The sequence below is a fragment of the Cryobacterium sp. Y50 genome (genome assembly GCF_002929805.1).
In the GTDB taxonomy this organism is placed as follows: Bacteria; Actinomycetota; Actinomycetes; order Actinomycetales; family Microbacteriaceae; genus Cryobacterium.
In genome coordinates this window covers 44,097-70,635 of sequence record NZ_PJJM01000104.1, presented here as the reverse complement: position 1 = coordinate 70,635, position 26,539 = coordinate 44,097, and the positions used below count along the sequence as shown (strand labels likewise).

The window sequence follows — 26,539 nt, the reverse complement described above, 5'->3', positions numbered from 1 at the left end:
TCGTTTATGCTGCCTAATGCCCCGATGTAACTGGGGCGCTGTCTTCCGTTTCGCTGGTGTCCTGCGACAGTGTGCCATCGACGGCCGCGGGAATCAGATCTCGCACGCTATCGGGCAGGGTGGAGAGCAGCACAATATCGACGCGCCGGTTCTGGGCCATCTCCGAGAGACTGCTTCCCTGGGACACCGGCCTGGCCGATCCGTAACCGACGGCGCCGATAAGGGCGGGATTGACACCACCCTGCTCGACCAGACGCCGAAGCACCTGGGTTGCCCGCCCGGAGGAGAGCTCCCAGTCTGTGGCGAAGGTCGCCGACTGTCCGTGCTTGTCGGCATGGCCTTCAACGGATATCTGCAGTGCGGAGTGGATGATGGCCGGTGCGGCAGCATCCAGCACGGCCACGGCAACGGCGCTAAGCGCGGTGCTGTCCGGGGCGAAGAAGGAGTCTGTTCCCACCAGCCCCATAGTCAGCCCACGCTCGTCGATAAAGAATTCCACCCGCTCAGCCATACCGGCGGCCGACAGGTTGGCATTGATGCTTTCTTCGGTCGCTTTCAATGAGGCAACCTCGGCCACGGCCTGTTGGGCATCGGTGAGGGTCTTGTCGATGAACCCTTCGGCCACGTCGTCGACCATTTCGGCGGGGACGACGACGCCTTCAGCGGTGTCGATGCTGCCGACCTCGACGGCACCGAAACCGGTGGCGAGCGAATTGGCGAGCTTTTCAAACTTGCTCTGGTCGACCGTTGACATGGCAAACAGCACGATGAACATACACATCAGCACGGTGACCATGTCCATGTACGAGGCCATCCACCGCTCGTCGTGGAACTCGGGCTCGTCGTCGTGGCCCTTGCGTCTACGTCCGCGCGCGCTCATGCTGCTTCGGCGTTGTCTTCAGCCGCGGACTTCTTGCCCTTGGACTTCGTTTTGATTTTGCTGGCGGGCACCTCGCCCGCCGCTCCAGCAGCTTTCGCCTTCGCCTCACCCTTGGGCAGGTCTTCGAGCGGAACCATGGCACGCAGGCGTTCGCCGAGCAGACGCGGCTGACTGCCGGCTTGCACGGCGAGAACTCCCTCCATCAGGAGCGTGAGGCGGTCGATTTCAATGTCCGACAGGCGGCGCAACCGCGCGCCAATGGGAAGCCAGAGAAAGTTGGCCGAGAGCAGGCCCCACAGGGTGGCGACGAACGCGGTGGCGATCATTGGTCCGAGGGTCTCGGGGGTGGACAGGTTCTCCAGCACGTGAGTCAGCGACACGACGGTACCGACGATGCCGACGGTCGGGGCGTAGCCGCCGAGGCTCGTAAAGAACTTCGAGGCGCTTCGCCCCGATCTAGCCTTGGTGGCGATTTCGTCTTCGAGCTGCATGCGCAGCTCGTCACCGTCGGTGCCATCGGCAATGCTCTGCAGGGCGCCGCGCAGAAACGGGTCCGACACGTTGTCGGCTTCCTGCTCGAGGGCTAGCAGGCCCGATTTGCGGGCGGTCTCGGCGATGCCGACCACCTGGTCGATAACCTGCACCGGCGGTGTGGTCTTGCCTCGAAACGCTCCGGGGAGAGCCTTGAATGCGGTGATGCTGTCTCGCACTGTTCCGCCGGCGATACCGACGGCGATGGTCGCTCCGAAGACAAGGATCATCGGGGCGGGAAGAAGAATGGACATCACCGACGCGTGCTCGAGGGTGATCATGGCAACGAGCGAGCCGAAGGCCAGCGCGATACCGATCAGTGTTGCGGGATCCACTAGATGGCCCGTGGGCCCCGCGGCAGGTCACTGGCCGTCGGGTCATAGGCGAGGGCAATGACGTGAGCCCGATAGCTCGCGATCTTTTCGATGACTTCGTCCATGGATTCGGTCACGATGAAGTTGGCACCATCAACCATGACGAGCGTCGTGTCCGGGTTGGCGTGGATGCGTTCGATCAGGTCGGGATTGATCGCAAAGTGGCTTTCATTCAGCCGCGTGAGTACGATCATGAGCTCTTCCCTGGTTTTTGGCACCCCCAGACGAGGTGTCAACCGCTACTGTCGGTCATTGCGCGACTGGCGTTAGGTCGCTTAGGTGCCCGGATCCAGCCGCATCAGTTCAGCGGACAACTTCGGTGGGTGCGCGCCCCCGATCACCCGCCGAAGTTGTCTACTGAACGGGCCGGGCAGACCCGAGCCACCCGCGACGCTGCAGGTTGCGGGCGATCCGCGCCACGAGCGCAGCCTCGTGTCGCAGGTCCTCGGCATTGACCCGGGTGACGTGCAGTCCCTCGGACTCCAGCTCGGCAGTGCGGGTGAGATCTCGGCGCCACTGCAGCTGGTCGGTTCGGTGCTGGTCGCCCTCATACTCGAGGAGCTCGCCGTAGTCCTTGAAGTACAGGTCCGCGCGCGCCAGAAACCGTCCGGAGGCGGAGAAGACGTTCTCATTGACGAGTGGGTGCGGCAGACCGTTCGTCACCACGACGACCCGCAGCTCAGACTCCGGCGAGGATTCGGCGCGGTCGCTCAGCAGCAGGAGAGCCTTGTGCAGGAGCAGCTTTCCGCGCCGATGGCCGTCGACGGCGCGGGCGAGCTCGTCGAAGGTGGCCAGGGATGATTCCCAGTGGACCAGAAAGTCGCCCACCGCGACCAGCTGGCGCAGGTTCAGGGTGTTAGCGATATCGCACCAAGTGCGTGCCGGACTCGTGATGCTGAGGCCGAACCAGTCGATCAGATCGGTGTCGTGCACGGCCAAGGAGTGTCCGGTGACGCCATTCAGCCGCAGGGCGCGGCCGGGCAGGGGAACACCCACGTGCAGGGAAGTGGAAACGCCGGAGCGATGGAGCGGCAGCGGTGCACCCAGCAGCAGGGCTGCCGTGTCGTGACTGAAGAAGCTGCCCACCGGCATACGTGTGGCGAGGACGGAGCACCGGGTGCGCACGCTCAGCGAAACGGATGCCGGTATGCGCACGCCCCAGAATGGGCGGGCCAGGTCGCTGGCGCGCATGCGCCCGGTGGACAGCCCGTTTTCCGTGCCGCGAGCCACGGTAAAGGGGTGGGTTTGCAGGTGCGGCGGGAGGTTGCGGCGTTCGGTCACGACAAGAGGATGACGCATTCCGTGCTCGCCCGTTGAGGTTATGCACAGGCTTGGGGTGAGTGGACAACTTTGTGGGGTGCGGGCGGTCCGGAACCACCCGAAGTTGTCCACTGAGGCTGAGGGCGGGGAAAGAAAGGGGGCACCCGTCGGACTTGAAGGGTGCCCCTTTGGCCCGCCGGAGGCGGGGTTAGCGCTTCAGGTTGGTGAGCTCCTGGAGGACCTCGTCGGAGGTGGTGATGATGCGGGCGTTGGCCTGGAAGCCACGCTGCGCGACGATGAGGTTGGTGAACTCCTGCGACAGGTCGACGTTCGACATTTCGAGGGCGCCGCTCGAAAGCGAGCCGAGGCCGTTGGTGCCAGCGGTACCCACGGCAGGTTCGCCCGAGTTGAACGTGGCGCGGTAGGCGGAGCCGCCGGCCTTCTCGAGTCCGCCGGGGTTGACGAAGTTGGCGAGGGCGATGCGGCCGATGGCGAGCTGCTCACCGTTGCTGAACAGCCCGACCAGTGTTCCGTCGGCACTGAGCGTGTAGGAGTTGAGGGTTCCGGCGGCGTTGCCGTCGTCCGCAGCGCCGGAGACGCTGGTGAGTCCGGAGAAACCCTTGAGCTCGGAGAGATCGATGACAATGCCGCCAACCGTCAACGTGCCGGCCCCCGTGAAGGTGCCGGTGGCAGTACCTGTTCCGGATGTCAACGTCGTCGACGTGGTGTTCGCCTTGTCGGCAACGGTCCAGCCGTCGGGAGTCGACGTGAGGTCGCGCGTGAACGTGAGCGTCACGGTGCTCGACTCTCCGAGGTCATCGAAGACCTCGAAGTCGCGCGTCAGGACCGTGCCGTCTTCAGCATCGGAGGGCAGGTTACCGCCGAATGCCGCAGTGGTCGTGGGGGTCGCACCGATGATCGCGCCGACCGGCAGCGTGATATTGCTGGTCGGACCACCGTCGGCAACAACGCCGTTGTTGGCACCCCAGCCCTGCACGATGGCGCCGTCGGGCGTGACCAGGCGGCCGGCGGAGTCGAAGTCGAAGGAACCGGCGCGGGTGTAGAGGGTTTCGCCGCCCATTTTGGTGATGAACAGGCCGTCGCCGGAGATCAGTAGGTCGGTGGACTTGCCGGTGGCCTGCGAGGAGCCCTGTGAGAAGTTGGTGGAGATACCGGCAACCTGCACGCCGAGGCCGATCTGGGCCGGGTTGGTGCCACCGACCTCGCCCTGGGGAGCGCCGGCGCCAGAAGTCAGCTGCGAGAGCGTGTCCTGAAACTGAGCGGCCGAGGCTTTAAAGCCTGTGGTGTTGACGTTGGCGATGTTGTTGCCGGTGACGTCGAGCATGGCCTGGTGCGAGCGAAGACCAGAAATGCCGGAGTAGAGAGAACGAAGCATGAGAATGTTCCTTTCAAGAAAGCGAATGAAGGTAAAAAGTGTGGGTGTCGCGACGTTAAGAGGAGGAAGCGGCCGTGGTCACACCGGAGACGGCGTCGAGGACAATCGATTTGCCTCCGATCGTGACCTGCGGAACTGCGTCCTTGAACGAGACCGAGGAAGCGATTCCGGTCGCCTCGGTGCCGTCATCCATCGTGTAGGTGACGGTTTGGCCGACGAGCGCGGCAGCGGATGAGCGCATCTGCAGCGAAAAGCTCTCCTGGCTGGCCGTGGCCATCTCGGTGATTTTCTCCATCATCGCCAGCTGGGTGGTCTGGGCGATCATCTGGTTGGTGTCCATCGGCGAGGAGGGGTCCTGGTTCTGCAGCTGGGTAACCAGCAAGTTCATGAACACCTCCGAGTCCATCGACTGGCTCGGCGTGCGGGTGGTCGCGCCGGAATACAACCCGGCGGCCCCGGCGGCTACTGCGTCTACTGGCATGGTTGATCTCTCTTTCTAAGCCATTACGTCGATAGTCGACGCGGATCCGAATGTGAAGGGGCGAAGGGGTTGCTCGCCATTAGCAATGTCGCGCTCGCGCGCCAGCAGGTTTTCGGGCGCTTGCTCGGGCCGCGGCTGCTTGGTGCCCGCCGAGTCTCCCGCCAGATCGCCCGCCTGGTTCTGTGACGAAAGATTGAGTTGTGCGCTCAGTCCCCCGCCGGCCAGGTCGCGGCGCAGGTCGGGCATGATGGCGCGCAAGGCTTCGCGGGCCAGATCGGTGGGAGCAAACAGTTCCACCCGAATATTGTCGAGCGATACGTGAGCACGCACGGTGACCGGGCCGAGGTTGTCGGGGTTCACTGTGATGGTCAGCGTGTGCTGGCCGGGTGCCACATTGGCCAGCGAGAACAGCGGCTTGGCAATCTGCGCGGCCAAAGGCACCGGCAAAGCGGATGCGACGGGCGCGGGTGCCGCGACCGGCGTCAGGTTGGCCGTTGGTACCGCCGGCGCGGCCAGGCTGGGTGTCGGGGACGAAGCTGGAGCATCCGTCGTGACGATGCGCACGGCGCCGAGCTTCGGGCCGCGACCGGCTTCGTTCGCCATTGCTGTCAGGGTCGTGGCTGCAGCGGCCGTCGGTGCCGTGGACGGTGTCTGCGCTGCGGCCGACCCTGCTGGCGCGCCCGGCGCGGTCGGCGCGGTCGGCGCGGTCGGCGCGGTCGGCGCGATGCCGGCAACGGTCGCGCTGCCCGGCAATGCCAATGCGTCGGTGCCGGTGCCGGTAACGGACGCCGCAGCCGGGGTCGAGGCTGTGCGGGCGGCGAACCCGTTCAAGGGTGCGGACAGCGCGGCTAGTGCACCGGCCTGGCTCGAAGCTGCGCTAACGGCGGCTGCACCGGTGGTCGCGCTCGTTGCTGCGGTGTTGACGTCAAGAGCATCAACGTCGGCGGGACCGGCAGCAGTTGGTCTGGTGGCGACTTCACTGGCCACCGACACACCGGAGGTAAGGGCAGCGCCGAGCGCTCCGGCGGCAGCGTGGGCTGTTTCGAAGCCCAACTTGTCCACAGCGACAGCGCCGAGTTGCATCGGGGTAGCGCCAGCGGCTGCGGTGTCGCCGGACTTCACAGCAGATGTCGATTCGGTCGAGCTGGGATCCTGCTCGATCGACGACTGCTCATCATTCGCGCTTCGGGCGGCGGCCCGGTCAACAGCGGATTCGGCGGCGACTGAGTCGGCAGCTGCTGAATCGGTAGCCACTGAGTCGGCGGCCACTGAATCGTTGGCCGACGAATCATTGGCCGAAGACGTGATCGAGCCTGCAAAGGTAGATTCGCTCGCACGATCGGCGGTTCGCGCAGCAGCACGGTCGTCGGCGTGAGCCTCGTGGGCGGAACGGGCGCGGTCAGCATCCGCTGTGGCTGAACGGCGAGCGGCCTGGAGGTCAGCGACGGAATCGGCCATGGCCGAGGCGAAACCGTTGGCTCCGGCCGCCGGAGTGCCGGTGGCAGCGCCCGTCCCGGGGGCGCCGGTCAGGCCGACTGCTCCGCCGGAACGGAGGTGGTTCAGTGCGAGGCTCATGCTGCGCCGCCCTTGGCAATGGCAGCGAAGGCGGCGCTCAACATTTCTGTCGTAGGCACTGTTGCGCTGGCAGCGCCCGTGGTTCCCGCCGTGATGCTGGGAATAATGCGACGAATGGTCGTGATCTCCGAATCTGACATATAGACGTCCCGCAGGCACACGTCGCGCCCGGGGTATGGTGCGTGGATAATCTTGTTGTCGCCGGCGTAGATGAGAATGTGGTCGCCGCCGCCGGTGACGATGAGGTCGCCGGGCAGGGCTTCGGCAAGCGATGCCACCTCGGTGCCTATCTGCATCTGGCCGGAAACCAGTCGGGGCATAGCTATTCCAACATCGGAATATACCTTTTGCACGAGGCCGGAGCAGTCCATTCCGCTCGCGTCCTCACCACCGAAGACGTAGGGGACACCGAGGTACTTCTTGGCGGCGTCGACGACGTTGGTTCCGGTCGCTCCGCTCGTCGCTCCAATAGCAGATGTCCCGGCAGCGGATGCCCCGCCGGCCGTGCCCACTGCCGCAGCCATGGAAGCGGCGAAGCTGTCGGCCGAAGCTGTTGCGGCGGTCGCCGTGGCTGCCGCAGCAGTGATCGTCGCCGCGCGCGGCCCGAAGGCGAGCTGCTGCATCATCGACTGGATCTGCTCGATGCGTCCCATAGCGGCAATCATGGTCATTCTGAATCACCTTTCTGGGGCGAGGTTGGAGTGTCGGTGCGGTCTCGGTGCCAACGCGTCGAAGCGATTTCATCGAGCACGATTTGTTCGGCGCGAAGGTCTTCGGCCCGGGCGGTTTCGTGGTGACGAACCTCGAGCTTCTCCAGGGCGATCGCTTCGGCGCGAGCCGCATCGAAGGCCGCCTGCGCCTCTGCGAGCGACGCGGCGTTGTTGCGGCCCAGGGCGTCGAGGTCGGCCAGCATGCTGCGGGACGACGATCGTGCGGCGGCCATGGCGTTCATGGCTGCGACGGTGTCCGGCGTGATCGCCGTGGCACTGAGGGCCGACCGTGCCCGGCCGCGACGCGCTTCATTCGCGGCTACTCGCGCATTCGCTTCGGCAAGGTCGCTCGCCGCCTGGTCCTGCTGCAGGTGGCGCAAGCGGAGCAGGCCCGCCAACGGAAAATGACGAATCATTGCACGCCACCCAGCTTGCTGGTGAGTCCGGCGAGCTGCTGCCAGGCCGCGTCTGAGGGAGTCTGGTCATCCATCCGCTGCTGCAGGAACGACTTAATGGCGGCATCGTGCGCGACGGCAGCGTCGACCAGCGGGTTGGTGCCGGTGCGGTAGGCACCGACGTCGAGCAGGTCCTGAGCGCCCGACCGCGCGGCGAGCACCTTGCGCAGGGTGGTCGCGATGGCGTTTTGTTCCGGCGAGTTCACCCGCGACGCCACGCGCGAGATCGAGCCGAGTACGTCGACGGAGGGAAAATGGCCGGTGATGGCGAGTTTACGGTCGAGAACGACGTGGCCGTCGAGAATGGACCTGGCAGCGTCAGCGATGGGTTCGTTGTGGTCGTCACCGTCGACGAGCACGGTGTACATGCCCGTGATCGAGCCGACTTCGTCGGTGCCGGCGCGTTCGAGCAGGCGAGCCAGCACGGAGAAGGTCGACGGCGGGTAACCGCGCGTGGCCGGCGGTTCGCCGACCGACAAGCCGATTTCGCGCTGGGCCATGGCCACGCGGGTGAGCGAATCCATCATGAGCATGACGTCGGCGCCGCGCGCGCGAAACGATTCGGCAATGCGGGTGGCGGTGAAGGCCGCCCGCATCCGCATCATGGCGGGTTCGTCAGACGTGGAGACCACAACAATGGAGCGGGCCAGCCCCTCGGCCCCGAGGTCATCCTCGAGAAATTCGCGAACCTCACGGCCCCGCTCCCCTACCAGGGCGATGACTGAAACTTCGGCATCCGTTCCGCGGGCGATCATCGACAGCAGCGAGGACTTGCCGACGCCACTGCCGGCGAACAGGCCCATGCGCTGGCCGCGACCGACCGTGGTGAGGGTGTCAAGAACGCGCACTCCCAAGTGCAGCGGAGTGGTGATGCGGGCGCGGTGCATGGCCGAGGGGCTGTCGTTTTCGAGCGATACGGCACCGTCAGAGACCAGCGGGCCCTTGCCGTCGATCGGGCGACCGAGTCCGTCGATGACGCGGCCGAACAATCCAGAACCGGTAGGAACGAGAAGGGGGCTGTGCGCGGCGCGCGCGGGGGCACCGGCGCGGAGTCCGGTCATGCGTCCGAGCGGCATGCAGCGGATGATGTCCCGAGTGGTCGCGACGACCTCCGCGTCGACGCCGGGGGCATCCGTTTCACCGCCGAGAACGACGAGGTCACCGATGGCGGAACGCAGGCCCCGCACCTCGACGCCGAGGCCGACGATCGACGACACGACGCCGATACGCTCGGGGTGTGCGACACGCAGAGCCGAGGCGAAGGCGTCGGCGTGCGGGCGCCACGTTGTCGTCGCGGTCATGGGGTCTGCCCCGCGACATCGGCAAGCAGAATCTCTTTCGCGCGCGCCAGGGCGGTCTCGATACGGGCATCGAGAATTCCGTCGTTGAATTCGGCGATGGCATCCCCGCGATTGATTTCCGCGTCGGAAATGAAGGTTACGCCACTGAGGCGCACGGTCGCCGCGTCGAGAAGCGGCAGATCTTCGGGATTCATGCGGATGCTGTGGGCCGACGTGCGGTCGCCGGCATCAACGGCGCGCATGGCGCGGTCGAGGGCCCGTCGAGCGGATGGCTCGGTGCGGCTGAGCTCGTTGCCGATAATGGCCTCGGCCAGCTGCAGCGCGCAGGCCAAAAGAGTGTTTTCGGCGTCGCCCAGCACCGGCAGGCTGCGCTGGTCGAGGGCGGCTGCTGCGGCATTCAGCACGCGCACTCCGCGATCCATTTTCGCCGCTACGAGACGCGCGCCCTCTTCGCTTTCCGATTGAAGGTCGAGCTTGACGCGATCGATCTCGACCGTCGCTGCCCGCAGGCCCTCGGCGTAGCCGGCAGCGTGCCCCTGAGCGCGCGCGGTTTCGTCGGCGCGGATGCGCTCGTCGTTGTGCAGGCGGGGAAAGGAGATTCGACCGAAAACGGTGTCAGCTGACATATTCGTCGTCCGATCCGCGCTGCACAGTGATGATTCCCTGGGCTTCCATGTCGCGAATGGCGCGCACAACACTTGCACGGGCATCCTCGACCTGGCTCATGCGAACCGGGCCTAGGCTGCGGATCTCGTCGTCGAGCACGTCGCGATTGCGCTCGGACAGGTTCGCACGAATGACTTCGGAGACCGCGAGGGTGGTGCTCTTCATCGCCATCGCGAGAACCGTGGTGTCGATTCCGCGCAGAACCTGCTGCACGTCCCGGCTTTCGAGCTTGACGATGTCGTTGAAGGTCAGCATGCGCGAGCGCACTTCTTCGGCCAGAGCGGGGTCGCTCTCTTCGAGGCCTTCCAGCAAGGCGCGCTCGGTGGCGGCATCGGCTTGATTGAGAATATCGACGAGCGGCTGAATTCCGCCAACGACTTCGGTGACCTCGCGAGAGGCGAGGGAACCCGCCCGTTGTTTGAGGGACTCGGTCACGACGCGGATGGATTCGGGGGTGGCGCTGCCCATCGTGGCGATGCAGCGTGCCACATCGGTGCGCAGGGCCGGGTCCATGCCGGTGAGCACACCGGAAGCCTGGTCGCGGCGCAGGTGCGCGAGTACGAGGGCGATGGTCTGCGGCATTTCGCCGTCGAGCAGGTTGAGCACATCGGTGGGTTCGGAGGAGTCGAGAAACTCGAACGCCTTGCTGGCCATCGAGGTCGCCACGCGGGTCATCATGCCAGCCGAACGCTCGGCGCCGAAGGAGGCTTCGAGCAGGCCCATCGCGAAGTCGTGGCCACCGCGGGCGTGACGCCCACCGCGCTGGGTCATCTCGTGAAACTCGGTCAGAATCGCCTCGGCGATGCTGGAGTCGACCTTGCGTAGCTGCACGATCTCGGAGACGATATCCTCGGCCTCGACCTCGGTGAATTCCTTCATGACCTCGGTCGCGCGCTGGCGATCCATGTTCATGAGCACGACGGCGACTTTTTGGGTGCCGGTGAGGGGAGTATCCGTTCGGGCGACCGTGGGGATCGCTACGGTCTCGGTCATGCGCTCTGCCGGTCATCCATCAGGCCGCGCAGCTGCTCAGCCATGCCGCGGGGGTCGTTCTGAGCCAGTGCGTCGATTTCTCCACGACGGATGTCTGCTTCCGTCGGTTCAAAGTGAACCGTACGAATGACCTGGGTCGGCAGGTCGGTCGGGTTGAAGAACAGGGAGCCAGGACCGGCCATGGCAGAGTTCGAAGGGTTGGCGCCGGGTCCGGTGAGAGCGCCGACACCGCCAACGCCGCCGAGCATGCCCTGCGTCTCGCTGAGTTCGCCGATCTCGACCGATTCGCGGCGCTGACGGCGTGACCGCCTGGCGTAGAACACGAGGCTGACGACGATGGCGGCCACGATGCCGAGCGTGATGACGGCGACGCGAATGATTTCGGCGGTGGCCGCTGCTGAGGCGGCATCCGTCGACGCTTTGAGCGCGGCGGCCGCTGCGGTCGCGCCAGCGGTGCTGAAGGCCACGACCTCAACGGTCACGGCGTCGCCGCGCACGGCGTCGATGCCGGCCGCCGAGGTGACCAGCGAGGTGACATCGGCAACGTTGATGTCACCGGCAGCGTCGGCGTTGAGGGCGACGGATACCGTCTGCCGAGTGATCGATCCGGCCGGAATGGTGCGGTTCTCGGTGACCTTGTTCACGGCATTGTTGCGGGTCGTGGATTCGGAGGTGAAGGTACCGTCGGTTCCTTCTGTCGTGGCCGCCGTGTCGGTGCCGAGCACGCCGGCCGCCGCGCCGCCGGTGCCGGTGTAGGTCTCGGTGTCGACCGAGTCGTTCAGGGTGAGCGCTTCGGTCGGGGAGGTGAAGGACTCTTCGACGCGGGAGGCCGATTCGGTGCTCAGGTCAGCGGCGACGACGACGGTGGCGTTGCCGACACCGACGACCTTGTCGAGCATGGCCTGCACGGCGCTCTGTACGCCGAATTCATAGTCGGAAACCTGCTTGTCGGCGGAGCCGGTGGCGCCAATTCCGACAGCCGAAAGTACGGTGCCGGTCGAGTCTACGACGGCCACATCCGAGGCCTTCATGCCGTCAATGGAGGCGCTCGTCAGGTGCACAATCGCCTGAACCTGGTCGCTCGACAGGGTGACACCGTTGCGGGCCTGCACGAAAACGGATGCCGTCGGCGCGTGCTTCTCAGACACAAAGACGCTGTCTTCCGGGATTGCCAGCTGTACCGACGCGGTCTGCACGCCGTCCATCGCTCCGATGGTCTGGGCTAGTTCGCCCTCGAGGGCACGTTTGTAGGTCACCGACTGCTGAAACTCGCTCGATGTGACACCCATGGTGTCAAGCAGCGAGTATCCCCCGGTGCTCGAGGAGGGCAGGCCGGCCGCAGAAGCCTTGATGCGCTGGCTGTAGACATCCGCTTCGGGAACAAGGATACTGGCACCGCCATCGGCGAGTTCATAGCTGATGCCGTCTGCGGTGAGCTGGTCGACGATGCTGCTGGCGTCCGCGCCGCCGAGACCGGTGAATAGGGGGGTGTAGGCAGGCTTGGTGAGGAACATGCCGAGCGCGGATGCGCCGAGCACGAGTACGGCGATGCCAATGATGGCCACCGTGCGCTGGGCGACGGTGAATTCGCGAACGGCATTGCCGAAGCGGCGAAATATCGAACTTACCTGACGGGGCATTATGCCTGCATCCTCATGATCTCGTTGAATGCGTCGACGCCTTTGTTACGAATGGCAGCGACGAGTTCCATCGTGAGCTGTGCACGGGTACTGGCAATGGTGGCGGTGTGAATGTCATCGAGGCTGCCGTTGACGGCCTGGATGGAAAGTTCGTTGGATGCAGACGACAGGCCCTGCAGGTTGTCGACGGCGCCGGACAGCGCGTTGCCGAAGCCGGCCCCATCGGTCGCGGTGGTGTTCGAGGAGCCCATGACGCCGCCGGTGGTGCTGGCACCGATGATGGCGGGGGGAAAGCCGATTGCGCCAATAGGCATCAGCCACGTCCGATCTGTAATGCTGCTTCGTAAGCGGTCTTGGCCCGGTCAACCACGGCGGCGTTGGCCTGGTAACCACGCTGGGCCATGATGAGGTGTGCCATCTGCTCGGCCATGTCGATGTCGGGGTAACGCACGTAGCCGGCCTCATCAGCGAGCGGATGCGTCGGCTCATAGACGAGAGTTCCAGCCGCGTCTCCGAAAGCGGCAGACGCGGCAACCCCGGAGGTACCCTGACCTTCTTGAGCCATGATGAAGCGCTCCTGAAAGGCTGGACCGTTGGTGGCCTTGACCGTGTTCGCGTTGGCCAGGTTGTCGGCAATGGCGTCGAGCCACTTGCGGTGCATCGTCATGCCGCTGCCGGAGATGCTGATCGCGTCGGTCATCAGTTGGTCCGTAGGGCGGTGCGCATGGCCGTCGCCGGGCCTTCAACGGCCTTCGCCGCGAACTGGTAGCGCAGCAGAGCGTCGATGTTGGCGAGGGTCTCGGTGTCGAGGTTCACGTTGTTGCCGTTGAGGTTCGTCGCCTCGGTGGAACGCGTCGTAGCGGCGGTGACGTTGCCTTCGCCAGCCTGCACCGACTGGGCCAGGGCGTTCTCGAACGAGACAACCTTGGCGTGATAGTTCGGCGTATTGATGTTGGCGATGTTGTTCGCGATGGTGCGCTGGCGTAGCGCGAGGCCATCCAGTGCGCTGGTGAGTGCCACAGAGGTCACGGAATCAAGCACAACTACCCGTTTCGTCGACGAAAGACATAAACGGCCAATCCTTGGCCCGATGGTGAGCAATCCGTGCTCGATAGTACCTATCGGCTGGGGTAGATGCCGCGTTAGGAGTTTTGCAGAAAGATTTCAAAAATTGTGGCGATACAGCCGGTTGGGCGGCGTAGAGCCGAATTTAGGCCCGTTTCCCGGCCATCGCCGCAGGTTAAACCGGCAAATATATGACACGTCGTAGCGCGTGGCGTGAGGTGACCCAGAGAGACCGGTCAGCCATCAACGTCGAGATAAACGGATGCCCGCGCGTCGCGCTTCGGCGGCACCGCCCGCACCGCGGCGAGGTGCTTCGCAGTCAGATTGCGCGCCGTCTCGAGCTCGCCAATGAGCTTCTGTTGGTTCTGCAGCAGGTCCCGTACGCGTTCAGCGAGTTGCGCCGGAATGGCCCCGAGCCCCCGCGGCACCACCCACATGTCGTTGGTCGAGCCTGCCGAGACCGCCACCCCAGAAACGGAACCCGCCCGCCCGCCATCGGTGACGCCCGTAATCGACCGAGCCGCAGCATCCACTCGCAGCTCGAGGTCCTCGAGCACCGCCTCCCAAGCCGACAGGTTAGCCAATGCCGAGCACTCCGCCGACTCGAGCCGCCGGGGCCGGCGTGGCCGGCAGCATCCCGGCCGCTTCGTGCCAGGTCTGCCGCAGCGGCTCGAGCAGCGCGATGCACTCCCGCGTGCGCTCCGAATTGCGGCTCGTGTTCGCGCTCATCATGGCCGTCGACGCATACGTATACAAGGAGAACAATCCCTCGCCGCCGTCCCACGCCTCAACATTGAGCGAGGTGCTCAGCTCAGACACAATGGCCTGGGCGTGCAGCAGGTTATCCGACGCGATCTGCCAGTCCTGGCGCAGCTGCGCGGCTTCGGCCCGGTTCAGGTCGAGCAGCAGACGGTCGTACAGCATGGTTAGCAGGCGCACCGGCGTCGCCGAAAGCACCGCGTCGCGGTTGTAGCGCGAGCGCTGGGCCTGGGTCGCTGCTGTCATCGTCGTCACTTCGTCGAGTTGGTCAGTGAACTCACCTGGGCGGTGAGCCATGCGGATTGTGCGTTCATATTGCTGAGCTGTACTTCCATGGCCGAGTAGGTGCGCTCGAGGGTTGAGCGCCGCGAGGCCAGTCTCACGTCCCAGCTGTCGATCTGGGTGCCGAGGCTCTTCACGAGCGATTCCTGCCCGGTGATTCGCGAGGTGATCATGCCGTCGTACTTGTCCGACGCGTTCTCGGCGACGGCCTCGACTCGGAAGGCGATCGTGGCGAGCACGCCTTTCACATATTCCGGGTCTTCGGCCATGGCCGTGGCGAACTTGGCCGAGTCGAACTCCATCGTGCCGCTCTTGGTGATGCTGATGCCGATCTCCGACGGAGAGCGCCCGTCGATCGGCTGGCTGGCAGCGTTTAGAATCTGCTGCTTCACATCGCGCACCGTGCTGTCGCCGCTGAATACACCGGCCGACAACACGGCCTTGCCGCTCGAGTCGGTGCTGTTCACCACGGCGCTCTTGGTCGAGATCAGCGCGAACACCCCGTTGAGGGCGCTCACCAGGTCGGAGGCGATCGTGCTCACCGCGGCATCGTTGCGCGACACGCTGATGGTCACGGCTTCGGTTGCCACAGCGGATGCCGTCACCGACACTCCCGGAAGCAGGTCGCTGAAGGTGTTGGTCGACGAGGTGATGATCTGCTCGGCGTCGCTGCCGGCCCAGAGCCGCACTTTGGCGTCCTGAGCGGCCGTGATCTGCGTCATCGCGGGATCCCCCGCGTCGGCCGGGTCGAAAGAGAACGAAAATGCACTGTCGGCGCCGGTCGCTGTCGCCGTGAACTGCAGGCGATAGAGCGGGTTACCGCTCGCGTCTGTGCCAGCAGCAACCTTGACAGCCTTGACGCCGGATTCCGAGGCGTTCACCGCGGTGACGATATCGTCGAGGTTCGTTGTTCCGGCCGAAATCGTCGTTGCTACCCCCGACGCCGTGTTGGTGATCGAAAAGGTTGATCCGGGCCAGGCGGAGACCGCACTGGAAACAGAGACCTGAGCCTTGGCCAGCTGGTCGACAACAATGTCGATCGAGCCGGCCGTAGCGGATGCCCCGGCCGTCACCGATACACCGGTCGAGCTGCTCTTCGCCGAGTACAGGTCCAGCGCATCGGTCGCCGTCGCCTTGCCGGCGAGCGTCGCGAGGGACGCGATCGAGCTATTCAGTCCCTGCAGCGCGGCCATGAGCGTGTTCGTGCTCGTGACCTTGGCTTTGAGCTGGTTCTGGGGACCAGCCTCGAGGGTCATCAGGGAGTTGATGAGGGACGTCGTGTCCAGACCGCTGATGAGCCCATCGACTGCCATCGACATGGGATGCCTCTCCTGGTGCTCGATTGATCATGTAGTACGGGGTCTGTATGACGGCAGTGTTGAGCGAGGTCCAGTTCGCCGGTTCGCTACCGCCATACAAGATTGAGGGTCAGCTGCGCTAATGAGAGGGCTGAGGGTGGAGCACCGGCTGGGAGGGATGCGGCGTCGTGAACGTGGAGGCGGCATCCATTTTGATCAGGGCAACACCGCGGCTGGGGTTCGGCGAATGCCGTGCGCCCTGGCGGTAAGCGTGAGTCGCCGCACTTCGTGTGTCTGTTTGCACGCTGATGGTGTGTCCTCCATGAACAAATGATGCTGCTCCGGCCCATCCATGGGCCAGCATCATAAGCTATCGACCGCGCATGCTCGGCGGTTAGAAAACCCGGCGAGAATCTGGGCGTGAGGCCGGGGTTGCACCGGCCTCACGCCGGGTCGTGCTAGTGCTCGAAGGCGAAGGTGAATCTCAACGGAGCATGGTCGGGGATCGCCGCGATGCAGGTTCCCACCGGCAGTCGAGACAGATCCCAGTCTTCGACGACATAACCGTCGTCAGCCTTTTCGATCATGCCGGTGTTTCGCACCACAGACTCGAACCGCGAAACCTTCTTGTTCTTGCCGAACCGGTCGCGCACGAATGCCCGTGAATCGCCGTCATAGAGGCGAAATGCGAACACCGTTCCAAACGATGAGAGAACCGATGCCGCCATCTGCTCTCCGTACATGTTCTGAACCTGCTTGATATTCTGCGTCCCGACGATGAACCTGAGACCGAGCGACCTTCCGAAGTTCAACCCGTTAGACAGGTGGGTCAGCTCCGGCAGCAGAGCAAACTCATCGAGTACGAAGAACACGCGGCCGCCGGCGCGGGAACGCGACATCGCCTCTTTCATGGCCACGTCGATCATCGTCTTGTAAATTGGCGCCAGCATGGTGCCGGAGGCAATGTCGTACTCCAGAAAGAGCGCACGGGCACCCTTGGCGCGCACGAACCGGCGAATGGAGAAGTCGCCCACCCGGCCGAAGGAGGAACGGAATGACTCCTGAATCACCTGCTGCATGAAGGCCATGGTCGCCATGGTGGAGTTGGCGCCTTCCTTGGCAATGTAGTGTTTCGCTCCGCGCAGGTCGCCGTTTTCCGGCTTGTCGAGCAGCTCGTGCATTTCTGGGATCGTCATGCCGCCGACGAGCATGCGAATGTCTTGATTCGACCGATCGGCCGACTCTCGGTACATCGCGGTGACCAAAGCAACGAAGACGTCCCGTGCCGCATTGGCAAAGTAGGCGTTATCACCGGCGTTCTCCATCAGAGAGGAGAACAGTCCGTTGCACACCTCCAGAATCTCGTCATCGACCTCGCGCCCGAGTGGCACATCACGGAATTCTTCGAACAGGTTCCAGGAAACCTGGCCCTCATACTCAGCGGCCGTTGTCGCCGCGATCACGGCGTCACCCGGCTGGTGGAAGGCCTCGTAGTAATCGCCCTTGGTATCGAAGAACACCATGACGTCATCCGGCTTGAGCCCGCCACGGATCGTTTTGATCAGAGCAGAGAGCCCCACGGTCTTTCCCGTTCCGATGCCGCCGATGTAGAGAACGTGCCGTCCCATCATCGGGTCATTGAGCGCGATCCCCGTTCCACCAACGCCGTGAACGCCGAATTCGGCCGGGTTCGCACCGATGTAACCGCAGGCATCGGTCAGTACGTCGCCGCTGACCACTTCTTCAGTGAAGGCCACGGCTCACCAGTCCATTTCAGGGTCGTTGTCTGGTTCCGGGCTCGGTGTGGCGTCCTGGGGCGGCGGAGTCGGGGCCTCTACCGGGGCGGGAGTCGGTTCAGGCGCCGGTGCCTGCGTTGGCTCAGGCGAGGGTGCCTGTGTTGCGTCGGGCGTCACTGCCTGCGCTTGGTCCGGCGTCACGGCCTGCGTTGGGTCGGGCGTCACGGCCTGCGTTGGGTCCGGCGTCACGGCCTGCGTTGGGTCCGGCGTCACGGCCTGCGTTGGGTCAGGCGTCACGGCCTGCGTTGGGTCAGGCGCCGCAGCCGGTTGTGCCGGAACCGGAGTCGTTCCCGGAGCCGGCGCCTGCTGCGTCGGAGCCTGTACCGCGGCAGGACCTGGAGCCGAAGTTTGCTGCACAGGAGCCGGACCCTGTGTCTGCTGGGTCGGAGCCTGCTGGGTCGGAGCCTGCTGCGTCGGGGTCTGCTGCGTCGGGGTCTGCTGAGTCGGAGTCTGCTGGGTCGGGGCCTGCTGGGTCGGGGCCGGCGCGGCCGCGGCGGCCTCCACCGTTATGGACTGGTTATTGATGACCGAGATCGAAGCGTTGGGTGCGGACGTAGTGGTGTTGGTCACCGCGTTGCTGGTGTTGCTGGGGGCATTGACCGAATTGTTGATGGTCTGGTTGGTGTCCCCGTAGGTGACAGTGTCCCCAGTCTGGTTGACATCACCCTGTGATTGTCCGACTCCGGCCGTCGCTGACGCCGCTCCCGCAGAAGCAGCAACGGCTGCACTGGATTGCTGGCTGGAGGGCTGGCTCGATGCCTGACTAGAAGACTGACTCGACGCCTGACTGGAAGACTGACTAGAAGACTGACTCGACGGTGCACTTGAGGGCTCGGGCGCCGGGCTGTCGAAGAGCGCATCGACTCGTTCCAGCAGCCCGAGCGCCTTCTCCAGCACGTCGAGAACACCGTTGACCGTGTCGATAGCCCCATCAAGGGCGCTGAGTGGATCGAGTGCGACCACGGGCGGAACGCCGGCTGCGTCTGCCGCCTCGGCAGCTGCCGGTACGGCCGCCCCCGCCGCAGCCTCCGGTGACGCAGACGCAGCTCCCCCGAGCAGCCCGGCGAGGACCTCCGTGATGACTGCACTGGGGTTTTGCAGCGTTTCGCTGACGTTCCCCACCAACTCGGCGGTGTCCGTCACCAAGTCGGATGCCTCCTGCAGAGCTCCGGCCACGTTCGTCAACAGCTCGACCGCGCTCTCCAGGCCGCTCACCGCGTCTTTCACCGCGTCGATCACCGGGCCACGTGCCCTGGCGTCGTGGTGACGGCACGCGTCAGCGAACCGTCAGCGGGCAGGCATCCGTTCGTGAGTCGCATTATTGTGATCAGTCCCGACCGGCGAGCTTGCCGCGTGCCTGCACGTCGAGGATCAGCGCGCCGACCTCGTGCGCGATGCGGTCGATGTTGTCGGCGTCGGCGTACGACTGGGCGTCGTCGGCTTTGAACACGCCGAGTTCGCGAATGAGAGCCCAGACTACAACCGTGAAGCCGATGAAGACGCCGAAGATCAGAAAGAGCAAGATCATCATGAAAAGCTTCAGCAGGTCGGTCTCGTTGGCCAGGGTCTGCGAGTTCTGCGGTCCGACCACCTTGAGCGTGGCTGTCGACCGGCGCAGGATTGCAATCACGATTATGCCCACGACCAGGGACGCGATTGCGAGAAATGCGCCTCCGAGACCGAATTCCGCGGGGACATAGTCGCTGGTTCCCGCGAGAACCGCGAGCATGACCATTCCGAGAAAGTTGAGGACGACCCCGATGCTGACGGCGACTCCGAGGGCGTTGAGCCCACGGTGCCGGCCAATCTCGATGCCCTCGATTTTCGGAACCTGATACTCCTTGGTCTGAATCGAGGAGGAGCAGAACGTCTTGCCTTCGGCGGAGTAAACCACCCGGGAGTCGGTGACGAAGAGGTAGCTCACGAGCGAGCCGAGCGGGCGGCGCTTGCGTGTGATGGGGTAGGTGCCGAGCACGATCTCGTCGGCGAGCAGGCGGAACGGGTAGTCGACCATGGCTGCGGTGGGCGACGCGAGAGTGTCGGTCGCGGCGGTGGTGCTGGGCGGGCCGAAACCCGGGGCGGTGGTGGTTGATTCGGATTCAAACATGTGGTTGTCCTTGCGTCAGTTGGAGGTGGTGCTGCGCGGCCGGCTGGTGCCGAGCGCGTCAGAAAGGTCAAAGAGGTTGGCGCCACTCGTTCGCGGCCGTGGCGTCGCCGGCTGACTGACCAGGGACGGCAGTTTCACCGTGACCCGCTTCCCAGACTTCGCCAGGTGCATCAGGAGGCCCGGCGGCCGCAACGTATGTCGCTGCATTGGCCAGTCGAGCATGGACTGATTCGGCCGCGGCCGTAGTGCAATGGCCGGCAGACCGAAGAGCGATCCCGACCCGCTCGTGCGCGGCGGCGCAGCCGGGAACGTGGTGCCGAGCGGGCTCGGTACCCGTCCCGCGTCGAACCGCACTCGCGCGGCCTGAAACTTCGTCAGCACCAGGCGTCGATACTTCACGAGAACGATGATTCCGGCGATGACGGCGAGGGCAAGGCTGGCCAGAACAAAGAATCCGGCGACCGTGGGGCCACTGCTCTGGATCGACACGCGGGTGTCCGCGCCCGAATATTTCAGTGTCGTTCCGATGAGCCCAGTGGCCTCGTCTGGCTCTAAAGTCGCCGCAGTCATGCGCTGGCCGAACGGCAGGCTGATCGTTGTCGTTGTGCCTCCCGCGACCTCGTGGTTTCCGGTGATCTTGCCCAGGCCCGCGTCGATCGTGTAGCTATAGTCGCGAGCGAAGAAACCGGAGGCTTCGTTCTCGGTCGCCGATACCGTCGCACCCGGCGACCACTTCGAATAAGCGGATGCGAAGGCTTCGGCGTCTTTCCCGGTAATGACGGCCGTGAAGATGGTTTCGGAGTCACCCTTCTTTGACGTGAGGGAACCTGTGGCCGGGGTGAACAGCTTCGTGAAGCCGTCGCCGACGAGGGCTACGTCGGTGTTGTCGACCGTGAACGCCATGGTCGCCGTGACGGAGCCGAAGGCTGCGAAGGTGAAGTCCGCGGCAACGGACGTGATGGGTGGGGAGTTGTCGAACCGCACTGGGGTGTCGGCCGACAGGTCGACGTCGATGACCTGCGGCTGGTAGTCGGTTCCGGCGCTGACCGCGTCGTGAATGGCGCTATCGCTGCCGGTGGCACAGATGTTCGCGCAACTGGCGAACTCGGTGACCGACTTGGTTAGCGTGGCCGCGTCGTTGGTGTCGGCGCCCGATTTCACCTCGAAAGTGCTGCCGGTTGTGCCCAGCGCTTGGTCGGTGGCGCTGGCGATAACTGCCGCGTCGCCGTTGAACAGCAGGTCCCAGGTGCCGGGCGATACCATCGTCAGGTCGGCGCCGGTCGGAGTCGACTGGCTGAAGTACTTCTCGTAGACGGCCTCGTTTGCGGCGTATTGCGCCGCTGCAACCGAGAAGAAAATCCGGCGCTCGATCTGGTCGATGTCGGTGATGTCCGTGGCCATCGAGACCTCGGTGAAGCCGTTGTCGATGACGCTCGAGTAGTCGTAGGTGCTGCCCTGAGTGACGCTGGTGCCGGCAAAGTCCAGCACGGTCACGCCGACCTCGTACATGTTCGAGGAGTCGGTAGCGGCAACAACGCCGTCGGCGAGCAAGCCATCGAACATCCACTTGAGCAGGCTGTAACTCGTGAAGTCCTCATCGAGCGTGATGCCCTTAACCAGCAGGGAATCGGTCACCGAGAAGTTGACCTCCGACGTGGTGTCTCCGCCGCTCGCGAGCAGCGCCTGCGCCTTCTTCTGATAGTCCGCAGAGTCGGCAAAGGCCATCGTGAGCGAGAGCACGATGCCGCCGTCGGGCGCTACCTGAACACCGCTATAGCTCAGTTCGGTCGGCAGATACTTTTGAACGGATGCGTCAACCGCCGCCGCTCCCCCGACCAGATTGGCCGCATCGTCGGCCGCAAGCGTCAACGTCATGACCCGCGAGCCGCTGCCGTCGCTCGCGACGGTCATCGTCGTGTCGATCAGCGCGCCGCATCCGGTCAAAACGAGCGCTGTCGCAACCGCGACGATGGCGTGTAATGCTCGGCGCAGTCGTCTTCTCGGGACTTTCGCTGTGGTTTGGTTCACGTGGTCACTCCGCTGGGCAGGGCGTCGGTCACGAAAGTGGTGCTTCTCGTGGCGGCGACGCGATGAAAGATGTAGGTGGGTCTGTTACGACACCGTCGGGCGTCGGTGTGCCGGTTTAGCCAGCGAAGCTGCCGTTGCGCGCCAAGAAATTCCCCCAGTGAAATCGGCACCTGTCTGAGTGCTCACTGAAAGATAACATAAGGAATACTGTGCATTTTGCCGTGTAGTGCCCGATAGGACGCACGGTCGCTGGCCCTCTGTCGGGCCCGCTGGCCCGCTCGCTCGACCTGGAATTGCCCCGTCGCCGCGGGGCCCCCGAAGTCGGTGTCCGCTACGGTAACTGGCGTACCGCGCACCAATATCGGGCGCGGTCCCGCTCATTCGGCCGAGGAGAGCCAGCGCGACCCGTCTCGATATTACGGCCCGCACCGTTGATCGAGCACGCCGAGATCTCCGTCGTCCAACGCGACCATGTCGGCGAAACGGCGGTGACGGCATGAAAAAAGCCCGGCCACAGCCGAAGAGCGACGTCCAATTCGCTCTTTGACTGCGGCCAGGCTCAGGTCAGGATCGACCTGTCTATTCGGCTGTACCAGTGTTACTGGAGCAGCTGCAGCACGCCCGAGTTGCTCTGGTTCGCCTGCGCGAGCATGGCGGTGCCGGCCTGCGACAGGATGTTCGCACGGGTGTACTTGACCATTTCCTCAGCCATGTCGGTGTCGCGAATACGCGAACCGGCAGCGGTGAGGTTCTCCTTCGAGACGGCCAGGTTCCTGATGACACTCTCGAACCGGTTCTGGTTGGCACCGAGCTCGGCGCGGGCGCTCGACACCTGCGTGATCTGGGCGTCAATTTCCGTCAGCGCCAGTGCCGCGCTGGCCGCAGACGAGAAGTCCAAGGCCGCTACGACGGTCGTAACGTTGGCCGTCGTAGACACCTGCTCATAGACGTTGGCACCCGCGGTCACACCGGTCGAGTCGACCTCGGGGCCGGTGGAGCCCACTGCAGTGCCTGCCGCGCTGAAAGCGGTGGATGAGGCCGTGGAGGTTCCCGTAATGCTGGCCACAGCATCTTCACTGACGGTGATCTTGTTGTCGACCGCATTGTTCAATCCCGAGGCTTTCGACGTGATCGTCAAGACACCCGAAACGTCGGAAGCTGTGAAGCTTGCGTTGAAAGTTGTGGCAAGGTTCAACGCAGACACGAGGTTGGTGATGTTATTTTCCGCCGCGGTTAGGGTGAATGTTCCCGTATCACCACCGGCCTGTACGAATTGAAGCGCCTTGCCCGACGTGTACGTGTAGCTCTCACCCTTTGTCGACACGGCACCGGCATTGTTTCCAGAAACCGTGATGCCATCGGTCTTCGGGTCCGTGAGACTCGTGTTCGCCGAGGCGATGGTGAACTGGCCAGCGGTTGCGCCCTTACTCACCGTGAACTTGCCATTGTTAGACGAGTCGGTGTTGAACTCAGTCACGATTTGATCATCAGTGAGCGTGCTAGTTGCCTCGCCAAAGTTATGAGAAATCGTAGCGCCGTTTGCCTGCGTAATTGTCACAATGCCGGCTACGGTGGCTCTGTCGATGGCCACGCCCGAGGTCGACACCGTGCCGGCGCTCGTGGTGGAGACCGTGATCGCGTTCGTCGTGCTGCTGACAAGCGAGGCATCCTGAGACTGGATGGTGTACTTGCTGGCGTCGGTGGCATCCGCCGTCACGGTGAATTTGCCCCCGGTCGCCGCTGCAGCGGACTGCAGCTTGGCGAGCACATCGGCATCCGTACGAGTACCATCGGCCGCACCAAAGCTCACGGTGAAGTCTTGGCCGCCGGCCTGCTTAATGTTGACGTCGCCGGTCACAGTCGTGGCGTCAAAGTCGACGCCGCTGAGCTGAACGGCACCATCGGCGATGGTAGTGACTGCCTCAACGTTCGTACCGCCGCCGATGGCGCTGGCAACCGTAGCAACGTTGGACTTGCCGAGGCCAACCTCAATGCGGCTGCTGGCCTCGGCGTTCGCGCCGATCTGGAAGCTCAGCACCGACTTACTGCCGTCGAGAAGCTGGGTGCCGTTGAAGTTGGTCGACTCGCTAATACGAGTCAATTCCTTGCTTAGCGCCGTAACTTCGGTCTGAATCGCCGCACGCGATTCCTCGTTGTTCGAGTCGTTACCAGCCTGAACAGCGAGGTCACGAACGCGCTGCAGAATTGACTGCACCTCGTTGAGCGAACCTTCTGCGGTCTGAAGAACGCTGACCGCGTCCTGTGCATTCCGGGCGGCGACCGTGAGGCCACCGACCTGCGACTTCAGGCCCTCCGAAATTGCCAGACCAGCTGCGTCATCCGCTGCACGGTTGATGCGCAGGCCGCTGGAAAGCTTTTCCAGCGACTTGGACAGGTCGTTCTGCGTTGTTGCGAGGTTGCGGTAAGCGTTGTTTGCCGCAATGTTTGTATTTACCTGCATGCCCATGATGAATCCTCCGTGATTGGGTCTAACTTCACCGGCCCATCCATGGGCCAGCACCCAGAGCTATCGGCGGGGGTAGACAACGGGGTTAGAAGAAATCACGAAAAACTTTGTGGCACGACGAATAAGCCCCGCGGCATCCGCTTCACGAATTTGCATTCATGAGCGGATGCCACCTGGCTTAGATCAGCGGTCGATCTCGCTGGTGACGCCTACTTCAGGTGTTACTGGAGCAGCTGCAGCACCCCCGAGTTGCTCTGGTTCGCCTGCGCGAGCATGGCGGTGCCGGCCTGCGACAGGATGTTCGCACGGGTGTACTTGACCATTTCCTCAGCCATGTCGGTGTCGCGAATACGCGAACCGGCAGCGGTGAGGTTCTCCTTCGAGACGGCCAAGTTCTTGATAACGCTCTCGAAGCGGTTCTGGTTTGCACCGAGTTCAGCTCGAGCCGTTGAAACGTTCTGAATCTGGGCGTCGATCGCCGTGATGGATGCCTGAGCAGCCGCGGACGAGTCAAATCCCAGGGTGGTTGATCCGGCAACGACCGTGACCGCCTGTGCATAGGTACCGGCAGTCGTGACGTCCTGGTCGATGGTGATGGCGGACGCGCTGCCCGACTTGGACGTTACGACCAACTTGCCGGCCTCATCGGTCGATGCGGTGAAGTTCTGAGCAAACCCGGCATCGGCGTTGAGGTTGGTGGCAACGCCCGCGTTGCTGGTCGGAGCCGTTCCCGGAGCAGCAACCGTAACAACGGTGCTTCCCTGGGTGAACTCGTAGCCCTTGGCGTAGTTGACGGTTGCTGCTGAGGCCGACTTGACCGACGTCGTGCCGAAGGTCAGCGCGGTGACAATAGAACTTACGTTCGCGCCAGCGAGGTTCACAGAAATCTTGCTGCTGGCATCGCCGTTTGCACCGACCTGAAAGGTCAACGACGTCTGATTGCCTGCCGCAACCGAATCGACGTCGCCACTGAGCAACTTCGTGCCGTTGAAGTTAGTGGCGTCTGAGATACGCGTGAGCTCTTGGCGCAGGGAGCTCACCTCAGTGCTGATCGCACCACGAGATGCCGTGTTGTTCGAGTCGTTACCGGCCTGAACAGCCAGGTCGCGCATGCGCTGGAGGATCGAGGTGACCTCGTTGAGCGAACCTTCAGCGGTCTGGATGACCGAGATGCCGTCTTGGGCGTTACGAGCGGCAACCGTGAGGCCACCGACCTGGGACTTAAGTCCTTCCGAGATTGCGAGACCAGCTGCGTCATCCGCGGCGCGGTTGATGCGCAGGCCACTGGAAAGTTTCTCCAGCGACTTCGACAAGTCGTTCTGCGTTGTTGCGAGGTTGCGGTATGCGTTGTTTGCCGCGATGTTTGTGTTGACCTGCATGCCCATGATGATTCCTCCGTGAGTGGGTGTTGTTACACTGGCCCATCCATGGACCGGTATCTACATCTATCGGTCGCCCCCCTATGGGGGTAAGGAGCGCGGCGATTAAAACTCATTAACTTCAATTTCGGCGCTTTTCGTCTATATATATGACCGCTCGCGAGTCGCACTCGACGGCATATTTACCTGTCTACCCCCTATTTAAGCCCGTATTTATGCGGATGTTACCTCTCGCGACGTACGCACCGACCCGCCTTTCCCAGGCCTTCGGCCCTGAAAACAGCCCACCCCCCGCTTGCGGGACACGTCGATTCCCCCGTAGCGCTGGTGGTTGACGTGGCCTCCCCCGAGTGGGTGCCACCCATAAAAGGCCAGATGAGGCCAGAAATCTCCGATAAACAAAACGACACGCCGCATGATCATTTACGAGCGAATTCGCGTGCCCCCACTCTGGGGTACTCACTGTCTACCCCAATATTCGAGAATCATCCGCGCGCAATGTAGCAACACGCCACATCCCCGGTTTTACGCGGTTTCGGTCGCGCCCCACTCCGGGGCACACCTTGTCTACCGTCTGGCGATGCCAACCAGGCGCGCTGAGAAGGTTCCCGGCAGCATCCGCCGGGCGCGACAAATTCTTTGGCGCAGCAACTACAGCTGAAATGCCGCGGCACGCCTTTGAAAACATGGCCCTGGTTTGATCAAGTGCCACGAGCTCAACAACGTGCCGCGACGCCAAGGCGGCCAGCCCTAGCGGCCAGCCTTGGCGGCCAGCTACGCGCGCTGGGGAGAAGCCTCAGCCACAGCCATCCGCTGCAGGGCAGCCGCGCGGTGGATGCGCCAATCACTGCGCACCGCATCGTCATCAGACCCGAGCTCCCTTGCAAAGTGCAGGTCAGCCTGCACAGCCATGACAACATCGGCGTCAGAGACGTTCACAGCGGAACAGTGTCGCGCAGAATGAAAGTCGCATCGAACTTACGAACGAGACTCATGCTCGAAAACCGAGCTATAATCTGAGTAAATCTCGCTTTTTTGTTCGATGGGTGAGATAATGAATGTATGGAGATCAACGACGATCCACCGCCGAAACCGG

General features: G+C 63.7%; 26 protein-coding genes. All 26 read right to left on the bottom strand.

Annotated features, from left to right (window positions below; genetic code table 11):
- Positions 1–13: 13 nt before the first annotated feature.
- Positions 14–880 (bottom strand): flagellar motor protein MotB, encoded by an 867-nt coding sequence (locus CXY73_RS19205; RefSeq protein WP_104139011.1) that lies wholly within the window; start codon positions 878–880, stop codon positions 14–16.
- Positions 877–1,746: a motility protein A gene (locus CXY73_RS19200; RefSeq protein ID WP_104139007.1), complete on the bottom strand. Its 870-nt coding sequence runs from the start codon at positions 1,744–1,746 to the stop codon at positions 877–879. The genes CXY73_RS19205 and CXY73_RS19200 overlap by 4 nt, the downstream gene beginning before the upstream one ends.
- Positions 1,746–1,979, bottom strand: coding sequence for a flagellar FlbD family protein (locus tag CXY73_RS19195; RefSeq protein ID WP_092450621.1), 234 nt, complete (start codon positions 1,977–1,979; stop codon positions 1,746–1,748). The genes CXY73_RS19200 and CXY73_RS19195 overlap by 1 nt, the downstream gene beginning before the upstream one ends.
- A 160-nt stretch (positions 1,980–2,139) precedes the next feature.
- Entirely contained in the window at positions 2,140–3,084 is a 945-nt protein-coding gene (locus CXY73_RS19190) for a hypothetical protein (RefSeq protein WP_146071823.1), read from the bottom strand.
- A gap of 169 nt (positions 3,085–3,253) precedes the next feature.
- A complete protein-coding gene (locus CXY73_RS19185) occupies positions 3,254–4,441 on the bottom strand; it encodes a flagellar hook protein FlgE (protein WP_104178633.1) in 1,188 nt (395 codons plus the stop codon).
- Between the two features lie 55 nt (positions 4,442–4,496).
- Complete coding sequence (locus CXY73_RS19180; protein ID WP_104178632.1) at positions 4,497–4,922, bottom strand: flagellar hook assembly protein FlgD; 426 nt, start codon at positions 4,920–4,922, stop codon at positions 4,497–4,499.
- A 15-nt stretch (positions 4,923–4,937) separates the two neighbouring features.
- Positions 4,938–6,497, bottom strand: coding sequence for a flagellar hook-length control protein FliK (locus tag CXY73_RS22135; protein ID WP_158254167.1), 1,560 nt, complete (start codon positions 6,495–6,497; stop codon positions 4,938–4,940).
- On the bottom strand, positions 6,494–7,168 hold the full coding sequence (locus CXY73_RS19165) for a C40 family peptidase (protein WP_104178629.1): 675 nt from the start codon (positions 7,166–7,168) through the stop codon (positions 6,494–6,496). Before CXY73_RS19165 ends, CXY73_RS22135 begins: the two co-directional genes overlap by 4 nt.
- Positions 7,165–7,623: a flagellar export protein FliJ gene (locus CXY73_RS19160; protein WP_104138990.1), complete on the bottom strand. Its 459-nt coding sequence runs from the start codon at positions 7,621–7,623 to the stop codon at positions 7,165–7,167. The genes CXY73_RS19165 and CXY73_RS19160 overlap by 4 nt, the downstream gene beginning before the upstream one ends.
- Positions 7,620–8,963, bottom strand: a complete 1,344-nt coding sequence (locus CXY73_RS19155; RefSeq protein ID WP_104178628.1) for a FliI/YscN family ATPase — start codon at positions 8,961–8,963, stop codon at positions 7,620–7,622. The genes CXY73_RS19160 and CXY73_RS19155 overlap by 4 nt, the downstream gene beginning before the upstream one ends.
- Complete coding sequence (locus tag CXY73_RS19150) at positions 8,960–9,589, bottom strand: FliH/SctL family protein (protein ID WP_158253158.1); 630 nt, start codon at positions 9,587–9,589, stop codon at positions 8,960–8,962. Before CXY73_RS19150 ends, CXY73_RS19155 begins: the two co-directional genes overlap by 4 nt.
- Complete coding sequence (gene fliG / locus CXY73_RS19145; protein ID WP_104138982.1) at positions 9,579–10,622, bottom strand: flagellar motor switch protein FliG; 1,044 nt, start codon at positions 10,620–10,622, stop codon at positions 9,579–9,581. Before fliG ends, CXY73_RS19150 begins: the two co-directional genes overlap by 11 nt.
- Complete coding sequence (fliF, locus tag CXY73_RS19140; protein WP_104138979.1) at positions 10,619–12,262, bottom strand: flagellar basal-body MS-ring/collar protein FliF; 1,644 nt, start codon at positions 12,260–12,262, stop codon at positions 10,619–10,621. Before fliF ends, fliG begins: the two co-directional genes overlap by 4 nt.
- On the bottom strand, positions 12,262–12,576 hold the full coding sequence (locus CXY73_RS19135; RefSeq protein WP_104178627.1) for a flagellar hook-basal body complex protein FliE: 315 nt from the start codon (positions 12,574–12,576) through the stop codon (positions 12,262–12,264). Before CXY73_RS19135 ends, fliF begins: the two co-directional genes overlap by 1 nt.
- Positions 12,576–12,965, bottom strand: a complete 390-nt coding sequence (locus CXY73_RS19130; protein WP_104138974.1) for a flagellar basal body rod protein FlgC — start codon at positions 12,963–12,965, stop codon at positions 12,576–12,578. Before CXY73_RS19130 ends, CXY73_RS19135 begins: the two co-directional genes overlap by 1 nt.
- Positions 12,962–13,303 carry a flagellar basal body protein gene (locus CXY73_RS19125; RefSeq protein ID WP_104138971.1) on the bottom strand — a complete coding sequence of 114 codons (342 nt, stop codon included), beginning with the start codon at positions 13,301–13,303 and terminating at the stop codon, positions 12,962–12,964. Before CXY73_RS19125 ends, CXY73_RS19130 begins: the two co-directional genes overlap by 4 nt.
- A 260-nt stretch (positions 13,304–13,563) precedes the next feature.
- Positions 13,564–13,911, bottom strand: coding sequence for a hypothetical protein (locus CXY73_RS19120; protein ID WP_104178626.1), 348 nt, complete (start codon positions 13,909–13,911; stop codon positions 13,564–13,566).
- Positions 13,904–14,332 carry a flagellar export chaperone FliS gene (fliS, locus tag CXY73_RS19115; RefSeq protein ID WP_199184377.1) on the bottom strand — a complete coding sequence of 143 codons (429 nt, stop codon included), beginning with the start codon at positions 14,330–14,332 and terminating at the stop codon, positions 13,904–13,906. The genes CXY73_RS19120 and fliS overlap by 8 nt, the downstream gene beginning before the upstream one ends.
- Positions 14,333–14,337: 5 nt before the next feature.
- Positions 14,338–15,687, bottom strand: a complete 1,350-nt coding sequence (fliD, locus tag CXY73_RS19110) for a flagellar filament capping protein FliD (protein WP_104178625.1) — start codon at positions 15,685–15,687, stop codon at positions 14,338–14,340.
- A 437-nt stretch (positions 15,688–16,124) separates the two neighbouring features.
- Positions 16,125–17,423 (bottom strand): type IV secretory system conjugative DNA transfer family protein, encoded by a 1,299-nt coding sequence (locus tag CXY73_RS19105; protein ID WP_104138963.1) that lies wholly within the window; start codon positions 17,421–17,423, stop codon positions 16,125–16,127.
- A 3-nt stretch (positions 17,424–17,426) separates the two neighbouring features.
- Positions 17,427–18,701, bottom strand: a complete 1,275-nt coding sequence (locus CXY73_RS22130) for a hypothetical protein (protein ID WP_158254166.1) — start codon at positions 18,699–18,701, stop codon at positions 17,427–17,429.
- Between the two features lie 88 nt (positions 18,702–18,789).
- Positions 18,790–19,569 carry a hypothetical protein gene (locus CXY73_RS19095; protein ID WP_104138957.1) on the bottom strand — a complete coding sequence of 260 codons (780 nt, stop codon included), beginning with the start codon at positions 19,567–19,569 and terminating at the stop codon, positions 18,790–18,792.
- A 15-nt stretch (positions 19,570–19,584) separates the two neighbouring features.
- Complete coding sequence (locus tag CXY73_RS19090; RefSeq protein WP_146071822.1) at positions 19,585–21,597, bottom strand: hypothetical protein; 2,013 nt, start codon at positions 21,595–21,597, stop codon at positions 19,585–19,587.
- A 598-nt stretch (positions 21,598–22,195) separates the two neighbouring features.
- Entirely contained in the window at positions 22,196–24,064 is a 1,869-nt protein-coding gene (locus CXY73_RS23685) for a flagellin (protein ID WP_104178623.1), read from the bottom strand.
- Between the two features lie 221 nt (positions 24,065–24,285).
- Complete coding sequence (locus CXY73_RS19080; RefSeq protein ID WP_104178622.1) at positions 24,286–25,449, bottom strand: flagellin; 1,164 nt, start codon at positions 25,447–25,449, stop codon at positions 24,286–24,288.
- Between the two features lie 768 nt (positions 25,450–26,217).
- Positions 26,218–26,382 carry a hypothetical protein gene (locus CXY73_RS22125; protein WP_158254165.1) on the bottom strand — a complete coding sequence of 55 codons (165 nt, stop codon included), beginning with the start codon at positions 26,380–26,382 and terminating at the stop codon, positions 26,218–26,220.
- Positions 26,383–26,539: the final 157 nt, after the last annotated feature.

Coding starts and splice junctions, on each gene's coding strand:
- CXY73_RS19205 (WP_104139011.1), bottom strand. CDS start 880: ATGAGCGCGCGCGGACGTAGACGCAAGGGCCACGACGACGAGCCCGAG.
- CXY73_RS19195 (WP_092450621.1), bottom strand. CDS start 1,979: ATGATCGTACTCACGCGGCTGAATGAAAGCCACTTTGCGATCAATCCC.
- CXY73_RS19190 (WP_146071823.1), bottom strand. CDS start 3,084: ATGCGTCATCCTCTTGTCGTGACCGAACGCCGCAACCTCCCGCCGCAC.
- CXY73_RS19185 (WP_104178633.1), bottom strand. CDS start 4,441: ATGCTTCGTTCTCTCTACTCCGGCATTTCTGGTCTTCGCTCGCACCAG.
- CXY73_RS19180 (WP_104178632.1), bottom strand. CDS start 4,922: ATGCCAGTAGACGCAGTAGCCGCCGGGGCCGCCGGGTTGTATTCCGGC.
- CXY73_RS22135 (WP_158254167.1), bottom strand. CDS start 6,497: ATGAGCCTCGCACTGAACCACCTCCGTTCCGGCGGAGCAGTCGGCCTG.
- CXY73_RS19165 (WP_104178629.1), bottom strand. CDS start 7,168: ATGACCATGATTGCCGCTATGGGACGCATCGAGCAGATCCAGTCGATG.
- CXY73_RS19160 (WP_104138990.1), bottom strand. CDS start 7,623: ATGATTCGTCATTTTCCGTTGGCGGGCCTGCTCCGCTTGCGCCACCTG.
- CXY73_RS19155 (WP_104178628.1), bottom strand. CDS start 8,963: ATGACCGCGACGACAACGTGGCGCCCGCACGCCGACGCCTTCGCCTCG.
- CXY73_RS19150 (WP_158253158.1), bottom strand. CDS start 9,589: ATGTCAGCTGACACCGTTTTCGGTCGAATCTCCTTTCCCCGCCTGCAC.
- fliG (WP_104138982.1), bottom strand. CDS start 10,622: ATGACCGAGACCGTAGCGATCCCCACGGTCGCCCGAACGGATACTCCC.
- fliF (WP_104138979.1), bottom strand. CDS start 12,262: ATGCCCCGTCAGGTAAGTTCGATATTTCGCCGCTTCGGCAATGCCGTT.
- CXY73_RS19135 (WP_104178627.1), bottom strand. CDS start 12,576: ATGCCTATTGGCGCAATCGGCTTTCCCCCCGCCATCATCGGTGCCAGC.
- fliS (WP_199184377.1), bottom strand. CDS start 14,332: ATGACAGCAGCGACCCAGGCCCAGCGCTCGCGCTACAACCGCGACGCG.
- fliD (WP_104178625.1), bottom strand. CDS start 15,687: ATGTCGATGGCAGTCGATGGGCTCATCAGCGGTCTGGACACGACGTCC.
- CXY73_RS19095 (WP_104138957.1), bottom strand. CDS start 19,569: ATGTTTGAATCCGAATCAACCACCACCGCCCCGGGTTTCGGCCCGCCC.
- CXY73_RS23685 (WP_104178623.1), bottom strand. CDS start 24,064: ATGGGCATGCAGGTAAATACAAACATTGCGGCAAACAACGCTTACCGC.
- CXY73_RS19080 (WP_104178622.1), bottom strand. CDS start 25,449: ATGGGCATGCAGGTCAACACAAACATCGCGGCAAACAACGCATACCGC.